Origin of the sequence: Amycolatopsis sp. cmx-11-51 (assembly GCF_047608665.1) — a bacterium.
In the GTDB taxonomy this organism is placed as follows: domain Bacteria; phylum Actinomycetota; class Actinomycetes; order Mycobacteriales; family Pseudonocardiaceae; genus Amycolatopsis.
This window is the reverse complement of record NZ_JADNQO010000006.1, coordinates 346,296-361,629: the sequence shown is the minus strand read 5'-3', so window position 1 is coordinate 361,629 and position 15,334 is coordinate 346,296. Positions and strand designations below refer to the sequence as shown.

Sequence of the window (15,334 nt, the reverse complement as noted above, 5' to 3'; positions counted from 1 at the left end):
CGCGGCGGCCGTCTGCGAGACACTCACCCTGTGCTCCTCACCATGACGACCACCCGCGACCCTGCGACCGACCTGGGCTTTCTCCTGCACAAGCATCCGGAGAAGGCGCAGTCGTTCACGCTGTCGGCCGGGACGGCGCACGTCTTCTACCCCGAGGCGTCCGAAGAGCGCTGCACGGTCGCGCTGCTGGTCGAGATCGACCCGATCGACCTCGTGCGCGGCGGCGCGACGTCGTTGACCCAGTACGTCAACGACCGGCCGTACGCGGGTGGCTCGTATCTGGCGGTGGCACTGCGGGCGGTCTTCACCACGGCGCTGTCCGGCCGGTGCGCGAACCGGCCGGAACTGGTGGACGAGGCGTTCCCGCTGGAGATCCGGATGCCGTCGCTGACCGCGCGAGGCGGCGCCGAGGTCGTCCACAGGCTTTTCGAGCCGCTCGGCTGGCAGGTCGAGACGAAGACCATCCCGCTCGACCCGCACTTCCCGCAGTGGGGCGATTCTCGCTACGTCGATCTCAGACTGACCGGGACGCACCGGGTCGTCGACGCGCTGCGCCACCTGTACGTCCTGCTGCCCGCTCTCGACGGCGACAAGCACTACTGGATCGGCCAGGACGAAGCCGACAAGTTGCTGCGGGCAGGCGAGGGCTGGCTCGCCGTCCATCCGGAACGGGACCTAATCACCAACCGGTACCTCGAACGGCGCCGCCCGATCGTCTCGTACGCGCTTGCCCGGCTGGCCGAGGCGGAGGACGTGCCGTCCGAGGCCGAAGCGCGGGTCACGGAGCCGCCGGACCGGCCAGAGCCGCTGGCCGTCCAGCGTCACGGGAGCGTGCTCGCGGCACTTCGGGCGGCGGGCGCGCGGCGCGTCCTGGACCTCGGCTGCGGTGGTGGCGCGCTGCTGCGGGTGCTCCAGAACGAACCGTCGTTCACCGAGATCGTCGGTGTCGACGTTTCCGCGAGCGCTTTGGACATCGCCGGCAAACGGCTCGAGGACAAGATTCGGATCACCCTTCGGCAGTCCGCGCTGACCTACGCGGACCCGTCGCTGGCCGGGTACGACGCGGCGGTGCTGATGGAGGTGATCGAGCACGTCGACGAGGAGCGCCTGCCCGCGCTGGAGCACGCCGTGTTCGGCGTCGCCGCACCGCGGACGGTGCTCGTCACGACGCCGAACGCCGAGTACAACCGGCACTTCGAGTTTCTCGAAGAAGGCCGGTTCCGGCATGCCGACCACCGTTTCGAGTGGACACGGGAGCAGTTCCGTTCGTGGGCGGAGGGCGTCGCGGCCCGGCGCGGCTACGACGTCCGTCAGCTACCAGTGGGACAGGTGTCCCAGGAATCAGGACCGCCCACCCAAATGGCGGTCTTCACGTCTCGAAAGGAGGCCTTGGCATGAAACTGACCATTCCCGACATGTCCCTCGTCGTGCTCGCCGGGGCCTCCGGCTCCGGCAAGTCGACCTTCGCGCGGACGCATTTCGCGCCGACACAGGTGCTGTCCAGCGACTACTTCCGCGGCTTGGTGGCCGATGACGAGAACGACCAGAGCGCGTCGGCCGCCGCTTTCGACGTGCTCCACTACGTCGCGGCGAAGCGGCTCGCAGCAGGCAAGGTCACCGTGATCGACGCGACGAACGTCCAACGCGCTTCCCGGGCGAGCCTGCTGAAGCTGGCGAAGGAGTACGACGTCCTGCCGACCGCGATCGTCCTCGATCTCCCGCTGAAGCTCTGCCAGGAACGCAACGAGTCCCGGCCGGACCGCGACTTCGGCGAGCACGTCGTCCGCCGTCAGCGTGGCGAACTGCACCGCTCGCTGAAGTCGTTGGAGCGCGAGGGTTTCCGCCGCGTCCACGTGTTGCGGAGCGAAGGCGAGGTCGCCGAAGCGGAGATCGTCGTCGAACCGCTGCGCAACGACCGCCGCGAGCTGACCGGGCCGTTCGACGTCATCGGCGACGTCCACGGCTGCCGCGAGGAACTGGAGGAGCTGCTCAGCGAACTGGGTTACGCCGACGGCGTGCATCCCGAAGGACGCACCGCGCTGTTCGTCGGCGACCTCGTCGACCGCGGACCCGACACACCGGGGGTGCTGCGCCGCGTGATGGCGATGGCCGAAGCGGGCAACGCGCTGGTCGTCTGCGGGAACCACGAACAGAAACTGACCCGCGCCCTGAACGGGCGCAAGGTCCAGGTGACGCACGGCCTCGCGGAGTCACTGGAGCAGCTTTCCGCACAGGACGAGGACTTCCGCGCGAAGGCACACGCCTTCTGCGAAGGACTCATCGCGCATTACGTCCTCGACGGCGGCAAGCTCGTCGTCGCGCACGCGGGCCTGCCCGAGAAGTACCACGGACGCGCGTCGGGCCGGGTGCGGAGCACCGCGCTCTACGGCGACACCACCGGCGAGACCGACGAGTACGGCCTGCCGGTGCGGCTGCCGTGGGCGCGCGACTACCGAGGTACCGCGATGGTCCTTTATGGACACACGCCGACGCTGGAACCGGAGTGGATCAACGGGACCATGTGCCTCGACACCGGCTGTGTGTTCGGCGGCAAGCTGACCGCTCTGCGCTACCCGGAACGGGAAGTCGTCTCGGTGAAGGCGAAAAAGGTCTGGTTCGAGCCGGCGCGCCCGCTCGAACCGGAGCGGCCGCTGGACGGACGCGAGCCCGCGGTGCTGGAACTGGGCGACGTCACCGGGAAACGGATCATCCAGACCCGCCACCACGGCCGGGTCGGGGTTTCCGCCGAGCAGTCGGCGGCGGCACTCGAGGTGATGAGCCGGTTCGCCGTCGACCCGCGTCTGCTGCCGTACCTGCCGCCGACCATGGCACCGTGTTCGACGTCCGCCTCCGAGGACTACCTCGAACACCCCGAGGAGGCCTTCGCCGAGTTCCGCACGTCGGGCGTCCAATCCGTCGTGTGCGAAGAGAAGCACATGGGATCGCGGGCGATCGTGCTCGTGTGCCGTGACGACGACGTGGCTCCCGCGCGGTTCGGGATCAGCGGTCCCGGCGCGGTGTACACCCGCACCGGGCGGCCGTTCTTCACTCCCGGGCAGAACACGCGGCTGCTCACGGGTGTGCGCGAGGCCGCGTCAGAGCTGTTCGACGAGCTGGACACCGGTTGGCTGCTGCTGGACGCGGAGTTGCTGCCGTGGAGCGCGAAGGCCGGATCACTGATCTCGGGCCAGTACGCGGCCGTCGGCGCGGCGGCGCAGTCCGTGCTGCCCGCCGCCGTCGCCTCACTGGACGCCGCCGCCGCTCGCGGGATCGACGTGTCCGAACTGCTTTCGCGAACACGTGTCCGCGAGTCCACTGTGGACGCTTACCGGCAGGCGTACCGGCGTTACTGCTGGCCGACCGACGGCCTCGACGGCGTCCGGATCGCGCCGTTCCAGGTACTGGCCTCGGAAGGCCGGTCGTACCATGACCGGCCTCACGACTGGCACCTCTCGCTGCTGGACCGGCTCACCGGTGACCTGTTCACGCGTACACGGACCCTGTCGGTCGACACCACCGACCCGGCGTCGGTGGCGCGCGGCGTCGAATGGTGGCTGGAACTGACCGGCGCGGGCGGCGAGGGGATGGTCGTCAAACCGGCGGCGAACCTGGCCCGCGGGACGCGCGGGCTGGTGCAGCCGGGAGTGAAGGTGCGCGGGCGCGAATACTTGCGGATCATCTACGGGCCGGACTACACGCTGCCGGAGAACCTCGCGCGGCTCCGCAAACGCGGACTGAACCGGAAGCGGGCGCTCGCGCTGCGCGAGTACGCGCTGGGACTGGAGGCGCTGGAGAGGCTGGCGCGCGGGGAACCGCTGTGGCGGGTGCACGAGTGCGTGTTCGCCGTACTGGCCCTGGAGTCGGATCCGGTCGACCCGCGCCTCTGACCCGCTTCGACACTGTGATGAACGGGACTTTCATCGCGAATTCTGCAATGAAAGTCCCGTTCATCACACGCTCAGTCGGATTTGGCGGCCGGCTTCTCCGCGGCCTTCGCGACAGGCTCCTCAGCCGCGGCCTTCACCACAGGTGCCTCATCGGCCGAAGCCTCCGGCGACGCCTCCGACGAAGCGGCAGGCTCGTCGAAGCTCTCCGGAAGCCGCTTCAAGTGTTTGGTCATCGACCGCACCAGCAGCGCGACGGCGATCAGGAACAGGATCAGGATCAGGAAACCCACCGGCGACGACTTGCCGAAGTCCTCACCTTGGCCGCCGTTGTCGCCGTTGCCGGGCTGCTGCGCCAGAAACTGCGACGACACCGTCACTCCGACGACGGCGAACGCCGGCACCGAGAAACTCATCTAGCCCACCTTCTCCGTCAAACCGGCGAACAGATCGTCCTCCGGCAGGGTGCTGTCCACCAGTGAGCGGACCAGCTCGTACTCCTCGGTCGGCCAGACCTCGCGCTGCAGGTCGCGCGGGACGGCGAACCAGCGGCTGTTCGGGTCGATCTGGGTGGCGTGCGCCTTGAGGGCCTCGTCACGCTGCTCGAAGTAGTCGCCGCACTCGACTCGGGTGGTCACCCGCTCCATGACGTCGGCCTTCTCCGGGTCCCACGACTTGAGCCACTCTTCGTACGGCGACTCCAGGCCGCGCTCGAGCAGGCCCTCGTGGAACACGGTCATCCTGGCGCGCGAGAACCCGTGCACGTAGTACAGCTTCAACGGCTGCCACGGCTCGCCCGCGTCCGGGTAGTGCTCCGCCTCGCCGGCGGCGTCGAAGGCCGCGACCGAGATCTCGTGCGTCCGGATGTGGTCGGGGTGCGGGTACCCGCCGTTTTCGTCGTAGGTGACGATCACGTGCGGGCGGAACTCGCGGATGACCTTCACCAGGGCACCGGTCGACTCTTCGAGCGGGACGACCGCGAACGAGCCCTCCGGGACCGGGGGCAGCGGGTCGCCCTCGGGCAGGCCCGAGTCGAGGAACCCGAGCCACACGTGGCTCACGCCGAGGATCTTGGCCGCGCGGGCCATCTCCTCCCGGCGGACCTCGGTCATGTTGGCCAGCACGTCGGGACGGTCCATGGCCGGGTTCAGCACACTGCCCGCTTCGCCACCGGTGCAGGTCACGACCATGACCTCGTGCCCCTCGGCGGCGTACCTGGCCATCGTGGCGGCGCCCTTGCTCGACTCGTCGTCAGGGTGCGCGTGCACCGCCATCAGGCGGAGGCGTGACTTCGGCGGTTCATCGGCTAGCACCATGCTCCGAACGTCCCCTTCTCGTTCCCTATTCCCCCACGACCCTGCCTGACGGCCCGCGCGACCGGGCGCGGATACTCGAGGGGGACCACTCGCATCTGACCTCATTGTCCCTGCCAGCAAGACGACACCAACCGGGAGGCCCGGGTTGAGCACGGGACAGGATGCTTCCATCACGGAAAGCACCCGGACGGACCTGCTTGAGAGCCGGTACGGCAAGACCCGTGCCGCGCGGCCCGCCCGCTGGCGGCGGCTGGTGTACCTGCTGATCGCACTGCTGGTCAGCGGCGGCCTCGCCTACGTGATGTACACGAATTTCGGCAGCGCGCCCATCGAGGGCGAACGCGTCTTGTTCGCTGAGAAGCCGGGCGACGCGATGGAGATCACGATCAACGTGACCAGGGACGACGTGAACCGTCCGGGAGTGTGCGTCGTCCGGGTCCGCGACAAGGCCGGGGCCGAAAGCGGACGCAAAGAGGTCCTGCTTCAGCCTGGTTCGAAGAACAGCCGGGTGACTACCACCATCAAGAGCATCGGAAAGCCGGTCACGGCTGATATCTTCGGATGCTCTTACGACGTACCACGGTACCTGTCAAGGCCATAGCGGCCAACGGGGTGAAACGGGCGCCCAACGCCGGGGCGCGACCGAATTCGACCGGCGGCGATGCCTCGCGCCGTGTTACTCTGATCTACCGGCACGGCCCAAGACGGGCCGTGTTTTTCCTTTATCTCAGCCAGGCCGGCGCGCCATGCCGGTCTGGTGGCCGGCTTGTACACCCAAGCCTGGCAGGCCCTACTAGGAGATGGTGACCGTGAGCGACACAAAGGTGACCTGGCTGACCCAGGATGCCTACGACAGGCTCAAGCAGGAACTCGACCACTACATCGAGCTCCGCCCGGTCATCGCCGCGAAGATCAACGACAGCCGGGAAGAGGGCGACCTCAAGGAGAACGGCGGTTACCACGCCGCCCGCGAAGAGCAGGGCCAGCACGAGGCCCGCATCCGCCACCTCCAGGAGCTCCTCCGCTCGGCCAAGGTGGGCGAGGCGCCCGCCAACGACGGCAGCGCGGGCCCTGGCAAGGTCCTCACCGTGCGCTACGACGGTGACGACGTGGACGAGAACTTCCTCTTGGCGACCCGCGAGGAGGGCACCGAGGGCAACCTGGACGTCTACTCGCCGGAGTCCCCGCTCGGCAAGGCGCTGCTGGGCGCCAAAGAGGGCGAAACCCGCGAGTACGAGCTGCCCAACGGCAGCATCCAGAAGGTGACGCTCGTCAAGGCCGTGCCTTACACCGGCAAGTGAGCCTCCGCGTGCCCGGCCGATATGGCCGGGCACGCGGATGAGCCGTTAGCGTGACCTCCAGAGAATATCTGGAGGGAAACGATGAGCGAGCTACCGATCTGCGTCGCCTGCGGCACGCAGTACGCGGAACCCCGGTCCGACTGTCCGATCTGCGAAGACGAACGTCAGTACATCCCGCAGGCCGGACAGCGGTGGACCGATCTGGACACCGTTCGCGCGAGCGGGACGTACACGGCTCGCGTCGAGGAGCAGGGACCCGGTCTCATCGGAGTCGGGTCCACCCCCAACTTCGCCATCGGCGAGCGCGCACTGCTGGTCAAAGCCGACTCCGGCAACTTCCTGTGGGACTGCGCGGGCTTCATCGACGACGACCTCGTCGCGCGGGTTCGCGAACTCGGCGGGATCACCGGCATCGCGATCAGCCACCCGCACTACTACACCACCATGGTCGAGTGGGCCCACGCCTTCGACGCGCCCATCTACCTGCACGAGAGCGACCGGCAGTGGATCGGCAGGCCGGATCCGGCGATCAAACTGTGGGACGGCGTGACCCTCGACGTCGCCCCCGACCTGCGGCTGATCAACCTCGGTGTGCATTTCGCCGGTGGGACGGTGCTGCACTGGCCCGGTGGGGAGAACGGCCTCGGCGCGGTGCTCTCGGGCGACATCCTGCAGGTCATCCCGGACCGCCGGTTCGTCGGCATGATGTACAGCTACCCGAACCTGATCCCGGAGCGCCCGGAGGTCGTCCGGCGCGCGGCCGAACTGCTCGAACCGTACGAGTTCCCAGCGATCTACGGCGCCTGGTGGGACGCGATCATCCGCACCGACGGGCACGAGGCCGTCCAGCGGTCGGCCGCGCGGTATCTGAACCAGCTGCGCTAGCTCCTCGCCAGCCGTTCCAGCAACGGCCGGACGCGCGGCGGAACCGGTGTCGACAACGCGATCGACGTCGACGTCCGCCGCACGTACGGCGCGCCGACCACCTCGTCCACCACCCGCTGCAGATCGTCGTTGTCGCGCGCCACCATCCGCACGAAGAGGTCGCCCTGGCCTGTCGTCGCGTAGACCTCGCACACCTCGTCGATCGCGGTCAGCGCCTCCGCGACCTCGGCCCGGCGGCCCTGGGCGATCTCCAGGACGGCGAACGCGGTGAGGCCGTATCCCATCGCCGCGAGGTCGAGTTCGGGCGGGAAGCCACCGAGGACGCCGCGTTCGGTCAGCCGGTCCAGCCGGGCCTGAACGGTGCCCCGCGCGACGCCGAGACGGCGCGCGCATTCGAGCACGCCGAGCCGCGGCGAGTCGGTGAGCAACAGCAGCAGCCGCGCGTCCAGCGCGTCGAGTACTTCCGACATCGCGCCCTACCTCCTACACAGGTTGTCCACTATGACCGCGCCATCCCAGGCTTAGCTAGGCATAGTGTGCAGCAAAATCTTTGACCATTGCACATTTTGTCACGTGCTCGGATGCTTCTTGGCATGACGCACACAGTGGAACCCCAGGGTGCTCTTGACGACGTGAGCTATGACCAGCTGCGTCAGCTCGTCGGGCTCGTCGACCACGACTCTTCGACCGACCCGTTCCCGGTGAAGTCGATGGACGCGGTGGTGTTCATCGCGGGCAACGCCACGCAGACGGCCTGGTTCTACCAGGTCGCGTTCGGGATGCGGCTCATCGCGTACTCCGGCCCCGAAACCGGGAACTTCGAACGCAAGTCGTTCGTGCTGAAGTCCGGTTCGGCCCGTTTCGTGATCACCGGCGGCGTCAGGCCCGACTCCCCGCTGCTGGAACACCACCGCCGCCACGGCGACGGCGTCATCGACCTCGCGCTCGAGGTCGCCGACGTCGACCGGTGCATCGACCACGCCCGCGCGCAGGGCGCCACCGTCCTCGAAGAGCCGCACGACGTCTCCGACGAGCACGGCACCGTGCGAATCGCCGCGATCGCGACCTACGGCGAGACCCGCCACACGCTGATCGACCGGTCGAAGTACACGGGCGTCTATCTGCCCGGCTACGAGCCGCGTGAGAGCAAGGTCGTCCGCCCCGAAGGCGCGCCGAAGCGGCTGTTCCAGGCCGTGGACCACTGTGTCGGCAACGTCGAACTCGGCAAGATGGACTACTGGGTCGACTGGTACCGCCGTGTCATGGGCTTCGTGAACATGGCGGAGTTCGTCGGCGACGACATCGCGACCGAGTACTCGGCCCTGATGAGCAAGGTCGTCTCCAACGGCAACCACCGCGTCAAGTTCCCGCTCAACGAGCCGGCGGTCGCGAAGAAGAAGTCGCAGATCGACGAGTACCTCGAGTTCTACGGCGGCGCGGGCTGCCAGCACATCGCGCTGGCCACCAACGACATCGTCACGACGGTGAAGGCGATGCGCGCGGCGGGCATCGAGTTCCTCGACACCCCGGACTCCTACTACGACGACCCGGCGCTGCGCGCGCGGATCGGCGAGGTCCGGGTGCCGATCGAGAAGCTCAAGGAGCACCGCATCCTGGTCGACCGCGACGAGGACGGATACCTGCTGCAGATCTTCACCAAGCCGATCGGCGACCGCCCGACGGTGTTCTACGAGCTCATCGAGCGGCACGGCTCGCTCGGCTTCGGCAAGGGCAACTTCAAGGCCCTGTTCGAGGCCATCGAGCGTGAGCAGGAGCGCCGGGGCAATCTCTAACGGCGAGGCGCCATCAGCGCGGCGCCGAGGCAATCTTCAACGGCGAGGCGCCATCGGCGCAGCGCCGAGGCAACCTCTGACCCCGGCAGTTCGCAGGGCGTGAAAGGGCTCTTCATCGCACTTTGTGTGGTGAAGGGCCCTTTCGCTGCGTGATGGGACCGACTTTGTCGGCCAGGGGTGGTACACCGGACGAGAACTAAACTTCGAGCGCACCGGAACCGGAGCCGTCTTCGGACCGTCAGTGTGAAGACGTCAGCTTGCAGCTTGTGGAAGGGTCCCGATGCCGGACAACGTCGACGCCAGCGAACAGATGGTGGACAACTGGACGAAGCAGATCCAGGAGACCGCCGCGCGCTATCAGGCGATGGCCGCCCGCGTGCAGGGGCAGACCGTGACCGAGCGGTCGAAGGACAACACCATCGAAGTGACGATCGACTCGAAGGGCCTGCTCACGAACCTCGTCATCGCCGAAGCCGCGAGCGGCAAGCGGATGGCCGAGGTCTCGTCGCAGGTCATGCGGCTCGTACAGCTCGCGCAGTCACGGATCCCGGAACTGCTGCAGGCGGCGATGGCCGAAACGGTCGGCACTACCGACGAGACGGCGAACCGCGTGATCGCGGAAGCGCAGAACACCTTCCCGGAAGCTCCGCCGGAGGAGGACCTCGCTCCGCCGGAGCCCGAGCGGCACCACCGCTTCGGCCCGGACGAGGAAGAGCCCCCGCCGCCCGCGCAGGCGAACCCGCCGCAGCCGAAGCCGATCCCGCGGCGGCGCCGCACGCAGGACGACGATGACGACTTCGGCGGCAGCATCCTTTCTTAGACGTTCATCCGGCCTGGTAGAGGGGAGAAACCATGGCAGGCAAGGGTTATGAGCTCGGCTCCGACCTCGACGCGCACGCCAAGCAGATCGACGGCATCGCCGACGGGCTGCGCACGGCGGTCGACGCCGCGCGGCAGGTGAGTATGCCGACCGACGCGTACGGCATCATCTGCCAGCCGTTCCGGATGATGCTCGACCCGGTCGAGGAGTTCGGTCTCAACGCGCTGAACAAGGCCGTCGAGGCCGCGACCGCTGTGGCGAACAACGTGCGATCGGCGTCCAACGCCTATCGGACGCAGGACGAGAACTTCGCCGCCGAGTTCAAGAACGCGCAGGTGCCTGACTGATGCCCGAGGGGAATCCGCTCGTCGCGAAGGCGCCGACGGACGGCGACGGCCCAGGACCGCTGACAGCCGGGAACAGCGAGTACGGCTACGCGGCGGGCATCGGCGTCGCCGAGTCGGCCATGGACGCCTTCAACGGCATCTCGAACGGCGACTGGATCGGCGGCGGGCTCGGCGTGCTGAGCCTCGCCGGCGAGATCGCCAGCGCCGCGATCGACCCGTTCGGCTACCTGCTGTCGTCGGTGGCGTCGTTCCTGATGGAACACATGCAGCCGCTGAAGGACATGCTGGACGCGGTGGCCGGCGATCCGCCGGTGATCCAGTCGTACTCCGAGACCTGGGGCAACGTCGCCAAGAAACTGGAAGACACCCAGGTCGAGTTCTCGAACACGGTCAAGAACGGCACTTCCGGCTGGACCGGCGAGGCCGCCGACCAGTACCGCAAGCAGGCCGCGGAACAGGCGGAGGCGATCAGCGGGGCGGCGACGGTCGCGGGCGCGATCAGCACCGTCGTGATGATCTTCGGCGAGATCGTCGCGTTCGTCCGCGAATTCATCCGCCAGCTGATCGCGGACGCGGTCGGCAAGCTCATCGCGTGGGTCATGGAGACGGTGTTCTCCCTCGGTTTCGGCACGCCGATCGTGGTCGCGCAGGCCGTCACCGCGATCGCCAAGTGGGCCGCGAAGATCGCCGACAAGCTCAAGGAACTGTGCGACGCGATGCGGCGGGTCTCGCCGCTGCTCGGCAAGCTGGTCGACGTCTTCGAGAAGATCATCAAGATCTTCGGCAAGATCGCGGGCAAGATCACCGGGCTCGACGCGCTCAACCCCAAGAACATCAAGGCGGGTGGCTTCGTCCAGCGTGGTGGCCGCGGCGGCGGGTCCGGCGGGCCCGACGGCGGTGGCACGGGCTCCGGGGACGGTCCGGACGGCGACGGTTCCGGCAGCGGCTCCGGCGACGGCTCCGACGGTCCGGGCGATGGCTCCTCCGGCTCGAACGGCTCCGACGGCGACTCGAGTGGTTCGGGCGGCTCCGGCCGCTCCGGTGACGGCTCGGGCGACTCAGGCTCGGGCGACTCGGGCTCGAACGGCGACTCGCGCACCGGCGGTTCCGGCGACACCCCGTCGAGCACCACCACTCGCGGTGGCGACGGTGGCGGCGCATCGTCCACAAGAGACAATGGTAGCTCGCCGACCCGTTCGGAAAGCGGATCTCCCGGTCGCACCGGCGATGGCGACTCACCGTCCACTTCGGACTCAAACCTCGGCAGCACACCGGACGGTGGCGGCTCGTCGCCGCGCTCCGACCCCTCAGCTCCGCACACCCGGTCCGAGGGCGGATCGCCCGGCGATTCCGGGACTCCGAACCGCGCGCCCGACGGCGGCTCGCCGAGCCCGGCTCGCGCGGACAGCGGCGGTTCGCCGCAGACACGAACCGACACCGGCGGCTCGCCGAACCACGCACTCGACGGAGGTTCCCCGGCACCGCACACGCGGGCCGACACCGGCGGCTCCCCCAGCCACGCTGCGGACAGCGGTTCCCCGGCACCCCACACCCGGGCCGACAGCGGTGGTTCGCCGAACCACGCCCCGGACGGCGGTTCTCCCGCCCCGCACACCCGGACCGACAGCGGTGGCTCCCCCAGCCACACACCCGACAGTGGTTCCCCGGCACCCCACACCCGGACCGACAGCGGCGGCTCCCCCAGCCACGCCGGCGATGGCGGCGGCTCGCCCCGGACACACGGCGGTGACGGCGGCGGCTCGCCCACCCCGCGGTCCGACCCGTCGCCCGGCCACCACGGCGGTGACAGCGGCGGCGGCCCCACCAGGCCGACCGACAGCGGCACGACGACCAGCGGTACCGCGCCCACGGCACCGCGTCTCGGCGACGCCGGCCCGTCACACGTTCCTTCACAGCGCGGCGGTACCGGTGGCGACGGTTCGCCCGGTGTCCCACCGCAGGGTCAGCCGGTCGCCGGCGGCATGCCGCCCCAAGGCGCCCCGGGTGGCGCGCCCGGCGGTGCCCCGGGTCCGCCCGGCGGCAGGCCGCAGGGCGGCGGCTGGACGGGCACGCCCGGTTCGCCGCGCACACCGGACACGCACGCCCCACGCGGTCCCGACACCCACACCGGCCCCAGCCGTGGTCTCGGCCAGACCGGTCCCGGCGGGCGGCCGAACCAGCCGCATCAGCCGCAGCCCGTCGCCCGTGGCAACGACTTCGGTCCAGGAGCCCAGCCACACACCGGCACGCCCGGCCCCGGCAACCGGCCCGGCGGCACGGGTCCCGGCAACACCGGCCCCGGCGGCCGCGGTCCCGGTGGTCACACCGGCCCGCCGCGTTCGCCGGACGGCCACGGTCCCGACGGGCACGGACCGCGCCAGGACCCAGACGGCCACCCCGACGGTTCACCGCACGATCGCGGCCCCGACGGCGAGCCGGACCGTCCGCTGACACCGGACGAGGTCAATCAGCGGCATTCCGAAGGCACCCCCGCGGGTAGCTCGTACCACCGCGGCGACCCGGACATGGGCGACCTGCCGCACCGCGTCCACCCGGACCCGGACGGCCGCTACACGGTCGACGTGCACGTCACCCCGGACGGGCACGCCCGCATCGGCAACCGCACCTACACCCCGGAGGAATTCGCGGACATCCTGCGCCGCAACGGTGACTACGACGGCAGGCCGATCCGGCTGATCGGCTGCGACGCCGGGTCGAACGACTTCGCGCGCCGTCTGTCGCGGGAACTCGACACCGAGGTCATGGCGCCGAGCAGGCCCGCGTGGACCGACTCGAACGGGCGCGTCTTCTCTTCCGACTACGAGGTCGGCCCCGACGGCCGCACCCGTCCCCGGATCCCGCCGAACGGCGAGTGGGACGTCCACAGCCCCGACGGCTCCGCCCGCCGGGCGAGCGACGACGGCTTCACACCGGACACGTCGCACGCGGACAAGCAGGACGTGGACGCCGACAGCGCCCAAAGCCGCGGCGACGGCGACGACGCCGGCCACCCGCCCTACGACGACGTTCCGCGTCCCCGGACGATCAGCCGCGATTCGCCGGAGTTCAACGAGCGGTTCGCCGATTGGAACCGCCGGGACGACTCGGACTTCACCGGACAGCGGGACCGGCCGGGTGGGCACGATCCGATCGAGTCGCCCAAGGTCATCGACGACGTCGAGCCGCGCACCAGAAACCGCAAGCTGGATCCCGAAGGGGTTCCGCAGGCACTGCGCGGCGAGAGGCCACTGGCGGGGAACGCCGAGTACAAGGTGGAGTACAAGAACGGTGCCACCAGCCGGTTCTTCACCGACGCCGACGGCAAGGTGACGCACGTCGAGTCGTCCCCGGGCACCCAGAAGCCGTTCCACAACCCCGATCTGCGCTACCCGTTGCAGCCCGGCACGCAGTACCGGGTCGCGAACTTCCACGACCCGAGCAAGGCGTGGACCTTCGAGGTCGGACAGAACGGGAGGCCGACCGCCATGACCGGCGACCCGGCCTTCCGAGGACAGAACGAGGACTTCCGGGACCAGGCTTCGCAGGACAGGTCCAACAAGGAGGGCAAGGCCGCCTTCGCGAACCATCCCGAGTACGCCGACGATTTCGATCACGTTCACTGGGCGGGCGGTCACCTCGCGGCGAACGAGATGGGTGGCCCCGGCGAGTACGTCAACATGCATCCCCAGATGGCCGCCTCCAACAGCGGCAACTACCGGGACGGCTGGGTTCACGCGGCTTCCTGGCGGGCCCAAGAGGTCGAACTCGGCCACTATGCCGAGCGGCCAGGGCACGAGATCGAGAACTACCAGGTCAGGACCGAAGGCAGCAGCAACGGCGTTCCGGAGAACGTGACCATGCGCTGGCAGGAGGTCGTGTACGAGGTCGACAGCCAGGGCGTTCCCGTCCCCGGTCCCGACGGGAAACCGGTCGAGCTGTCGCGGGTGACCAAGCAACGCGACTTCCCGAACGATCCCTCCAATGTCAACTACGGCGCGCGTACCCACTACGGAGCGAACGAATGACGGACGTGCTCACCGGTGCCATCGCCTCGGCTCTGCGGACGGCCGCGCCGGACGGCTGGGCGAGGATCAGCCTCACCGTGTCCGCGACGGTGCTGGCCTACGACTACGCCACGGAAATCCGGCTGGGCGACGGCCGGAGCGGGGATATCGAGCTGCCCGCCGAGGTGCGGAGCGGCTTCCGTGAGCTGCGCACCCGGATGTACGAACCAGGTCGCGGAACGTGGTTCTCGGCGACGCTCGTGATGACGTCCGGTGCGGCACCCGAGTTCTCGTTCAACTTCGACGAGGATCCGAAATGGTGGCCGCCCTTGCACCCGACCACCTTCACCCGCGACCTGGAAGCGTTTCCGCGCGACGAAGAACACGTTCCGCCGTGGTTGCGGAATCTGGTCGCCCAAGGCGCACAACTGGAGCAGGAGCGGGAAACACCGGCCTGAACCCGGCACCGTGCCATGATGGGTCACCGCTACTCCAGCGGTGACCACGAGGAGGATCTACCGGATGGCTCAATGGCCTCAGCTCGACCCCATCGCACAGAACGAGCTACTGGGCGAGATCACCTTGTCGGTGGTCGGCGCCCTGCCGCCGGGCTGGCGTGAGGTGGTGCTGGACTACCGGGTGGTCGGCAAGAACATCGACGTCGCGGTCGGCGTGCTCGACCCGAACGGTACCTACCAGGTGTGGGAACCGTCCGTCGAGACGTGGCGCATGTTCCAGCGGCTGCGCGGTGGGATGTACCAGGAAGGCGAAGGAACCTGGTTCTCGGCCAGGCTCGTCATCGAGCCTCCGTCGCGGTTCCGCGCGCAGTACAACTGGCAGAACGAGCCCGACTTCCAGCCGTATCCCGCACCGGACGAGTTCGCGCTGGAGCAGGAACGGTTCCCCCGCGGCGAGGCGTACATGCCGGACTGGTTCAAGCGGGGTCTGGCAGCCTCCGGCGCCAAGACCGACTGAGGACCGACG

The 15,334-nt window shown here is 69.0% G+C and carries 14 protein-coding genes; 11 read left to right on the top strand and 3 right to left on the bottom strand.

All coding sequences use genetic code 11. The annotated features are described in order from the left end of the window. Window positions 1-30: 30 nt before the first annotated feature. Together ACM6LU_RS23460 and ACM6LU_RS23455 are read left to right on the top strand one after the other, a co-directional pair. The gene (locus ACM6LU_RS23460; protein ID WP_414939882.1) at window positions 31-1,398 is read left to right on the top strand and encodes a 3' terminal RNA ribose 2'-O-methyltransferase Hen1; all 1,368 of its coding nucleotides are present in this window, start codon (window positions 31-33) and stop codon (window positions 1,396-1,398) included. After that, entirely contained in the window at window positions 1,395-3,887 is a 2,493-nt protein-coding gene (locus ACM6LU_RS23455) for a polynucleotide kinase-phosphatase (protein ID WP_414939881.1), read from the top strand. The genes ACM6LU_RS23460 and ACM6LU_RS23455 overlap by 4 nt, the downstream gene beginning before the upstream one ends. A 71-nt stretch (window positions 3,888-3,958) precedes the next feature. On the opposite strand, the gene ACM6LU_RS23450 is transcribed toward ACM6LU_RS23455, so the two are convergent. Both ACM6LU_RS23450 and mca read right to left on the bottom strand, forming a co-directional pair. Then, a complete protein-coding gene (locus ACM6LU_RS23450) occupies window positions 3,959-4,300 on the bottom strand; it encodes a hypothetical protein (RefSeq protein WP_414939880.1) in 342 nt (113 codons plus the stop codon). After that, window positions 4,301-5,200: a mycothiol conjugate amidase Mca gene (gene mca / locus ACM6LU_RS23445; RefSeq protein ID WP_414939879.1), complete on the bottom strand. Its 900-nt coding sequence runs from the start codon at window positions 5,198-5,200 to the stop codon at window positions 4,301-4,303. Window positions 5,201-5,345: 145 nt separating this feature from the next. On the opposite strand from mca, the gene ACM6LU_RS23440 reads away from it, so the two are divergent. The 3 genes from ACM6LU_RS23440 (at window position 5,346) to ACM6LU_RS23430 (ending at window position 7,386) form a co-directional block, all read left to right on the top strand. Continuing rightward, on the top strand, window positions 5,346-5,801 hold the full coding sequence (locus ACM6LU_RS23440) for a DUF4307 domain-containing protein (RefSeq protein ID WP_414939878.1): 456 nt from the start codon (window positions 5,346-5,348) through the stop codon (window positions 5,799-5,801). 199 nt (window positions 5,802-6,000) lie between these two features. Next, entirely contained in the window at window positions 6,001-6,501 is a 501-nt protein-coding gene (gene greA / locus ACM6LU_RS23435) for a transcription elongation factor GreA (RefSeq protein ID WP_414939877.1), read from the top strand. 81 nt (window positions 6,502-6,582) lie between these two features. Then, window positions 6,583-7,386: an MBL fold metallo-hydrolase gene (locus ACM6LU_RS23430; protein ID WP_414939876.1), complete on the top strand. Its 804-nt coding sequence runs from the start codon at window positions 6,583-6,585 to the stop codon at window positions 7,384-7,386. Here the strand turns inward: ACM6LU_RS23430 and ACM6LU_RS23425 are convergent. Further along, window positions 7,383-7,856 carry an Lrp/AsnC family transcriptional regulator gene (locus ACM6LU_RS23425; protein ID WP_414939875.1) on the bottom strand — a complete coding sequence of 158 codons (474 nt, stop codon included), beginning with the start codon at window positions 7,854-7,856 and terminating at the stop codon, window positions 7,383-7,385. The two genes, ACM6LU_RS23430 and ACM6LU_RS23425, sit on opposite strands and share 4 nt — an antisense overlap. A gap of 123 nt (window positions 7,857-7,979) precedes the next feature. Here ACM6LU_RS23425 and hppD point away from each other — a divergent pair, with 123 nt between their 5' ends. The 6 genes from hppD (at window position 7,980) to ACM6LU_RS23395 (ending at window position 15,325) form a co-directional block, all read left to right on the top strand. Continuing rightward, a complete protein-coding gene (gene hppD, locus ACM6LU_RS23420; protein WP_414939874.1) occupies window positions 7,980-9,179 on the top strand; it encodes a 4-hydroxyphenylpyruvate dioxygenase in 1,200 nt (399 codons plus the stop codon). Window positions 9,180-9,459: 280 nt separating this feature from the next. Beyond that, a complete protein-coding gene (locus ACM6LU_RS23415) occupies window positions 9,460-9,999 on the top strand; it encodes a YbaB/EbfC family nucleoid-associated protein (protein ID WP_414939873.1) in 540 nt (179 codons plus the stop codon). Window positions 10,000-10,031: 32 nt separating this feature from the next. After that, window positions 10,032-10,346 carry a type VII secretion target gene (locus tag ACM6LU_RS23410; protein ID WP_414939872.1) on the top strand — a complete coding sequence of 105 codons (315 nt, stop codon included), beginning with the start codon at window positions 10,032-10,034 and terminating at the stop codon, window positions 10,344-10,346. After that, window positions 10,346-14,371, top strand: coding sequence for a hypothetical protein (locus tag ACM6LU_RS23405; protein WP_414939871.1), 4,026 nt, complete (start codon window positions 10,346-10,348; stop codon window positions 14,369-14,371). The genes ACM6LU_RS23410 and ACM6LU_RS23405 overlap by 1 nt, the downstream gene beginning before the upstream one ends. Continuing rightward, the gene (locus ACM6LU_RS23400; protein ID WP_414939870.1) at window positions 14,368-14,808 is read left to right on the top strand and encodes a hypothetical protein; all 441 of its coding nucleotides are present in this window, start codon (window positions 14,368-14,370) and stop codon (window positions 14,806-14,808) included. The genes ACM6LU_RS23405 and ACM6LU_RS23400 overlap by 4 nt, the downstream gene beginning before the upstream one ends. 64 nt (window positions 14,809-14,872) lie before the next feature. Further along, window positions 14,873-15,325: a hypothetical protein gene (locus tag ACM6LU_RS23395; RefSeq protein WP_414939869.1), complete on the top strand. Its 453-nt coding sequence runs from the start codon at window positions 14,873-14,875 to the stop codon at window positions 15,323-15,325. Window positions 15,326-15,334 lie beyond the last annotated feature (9 nt).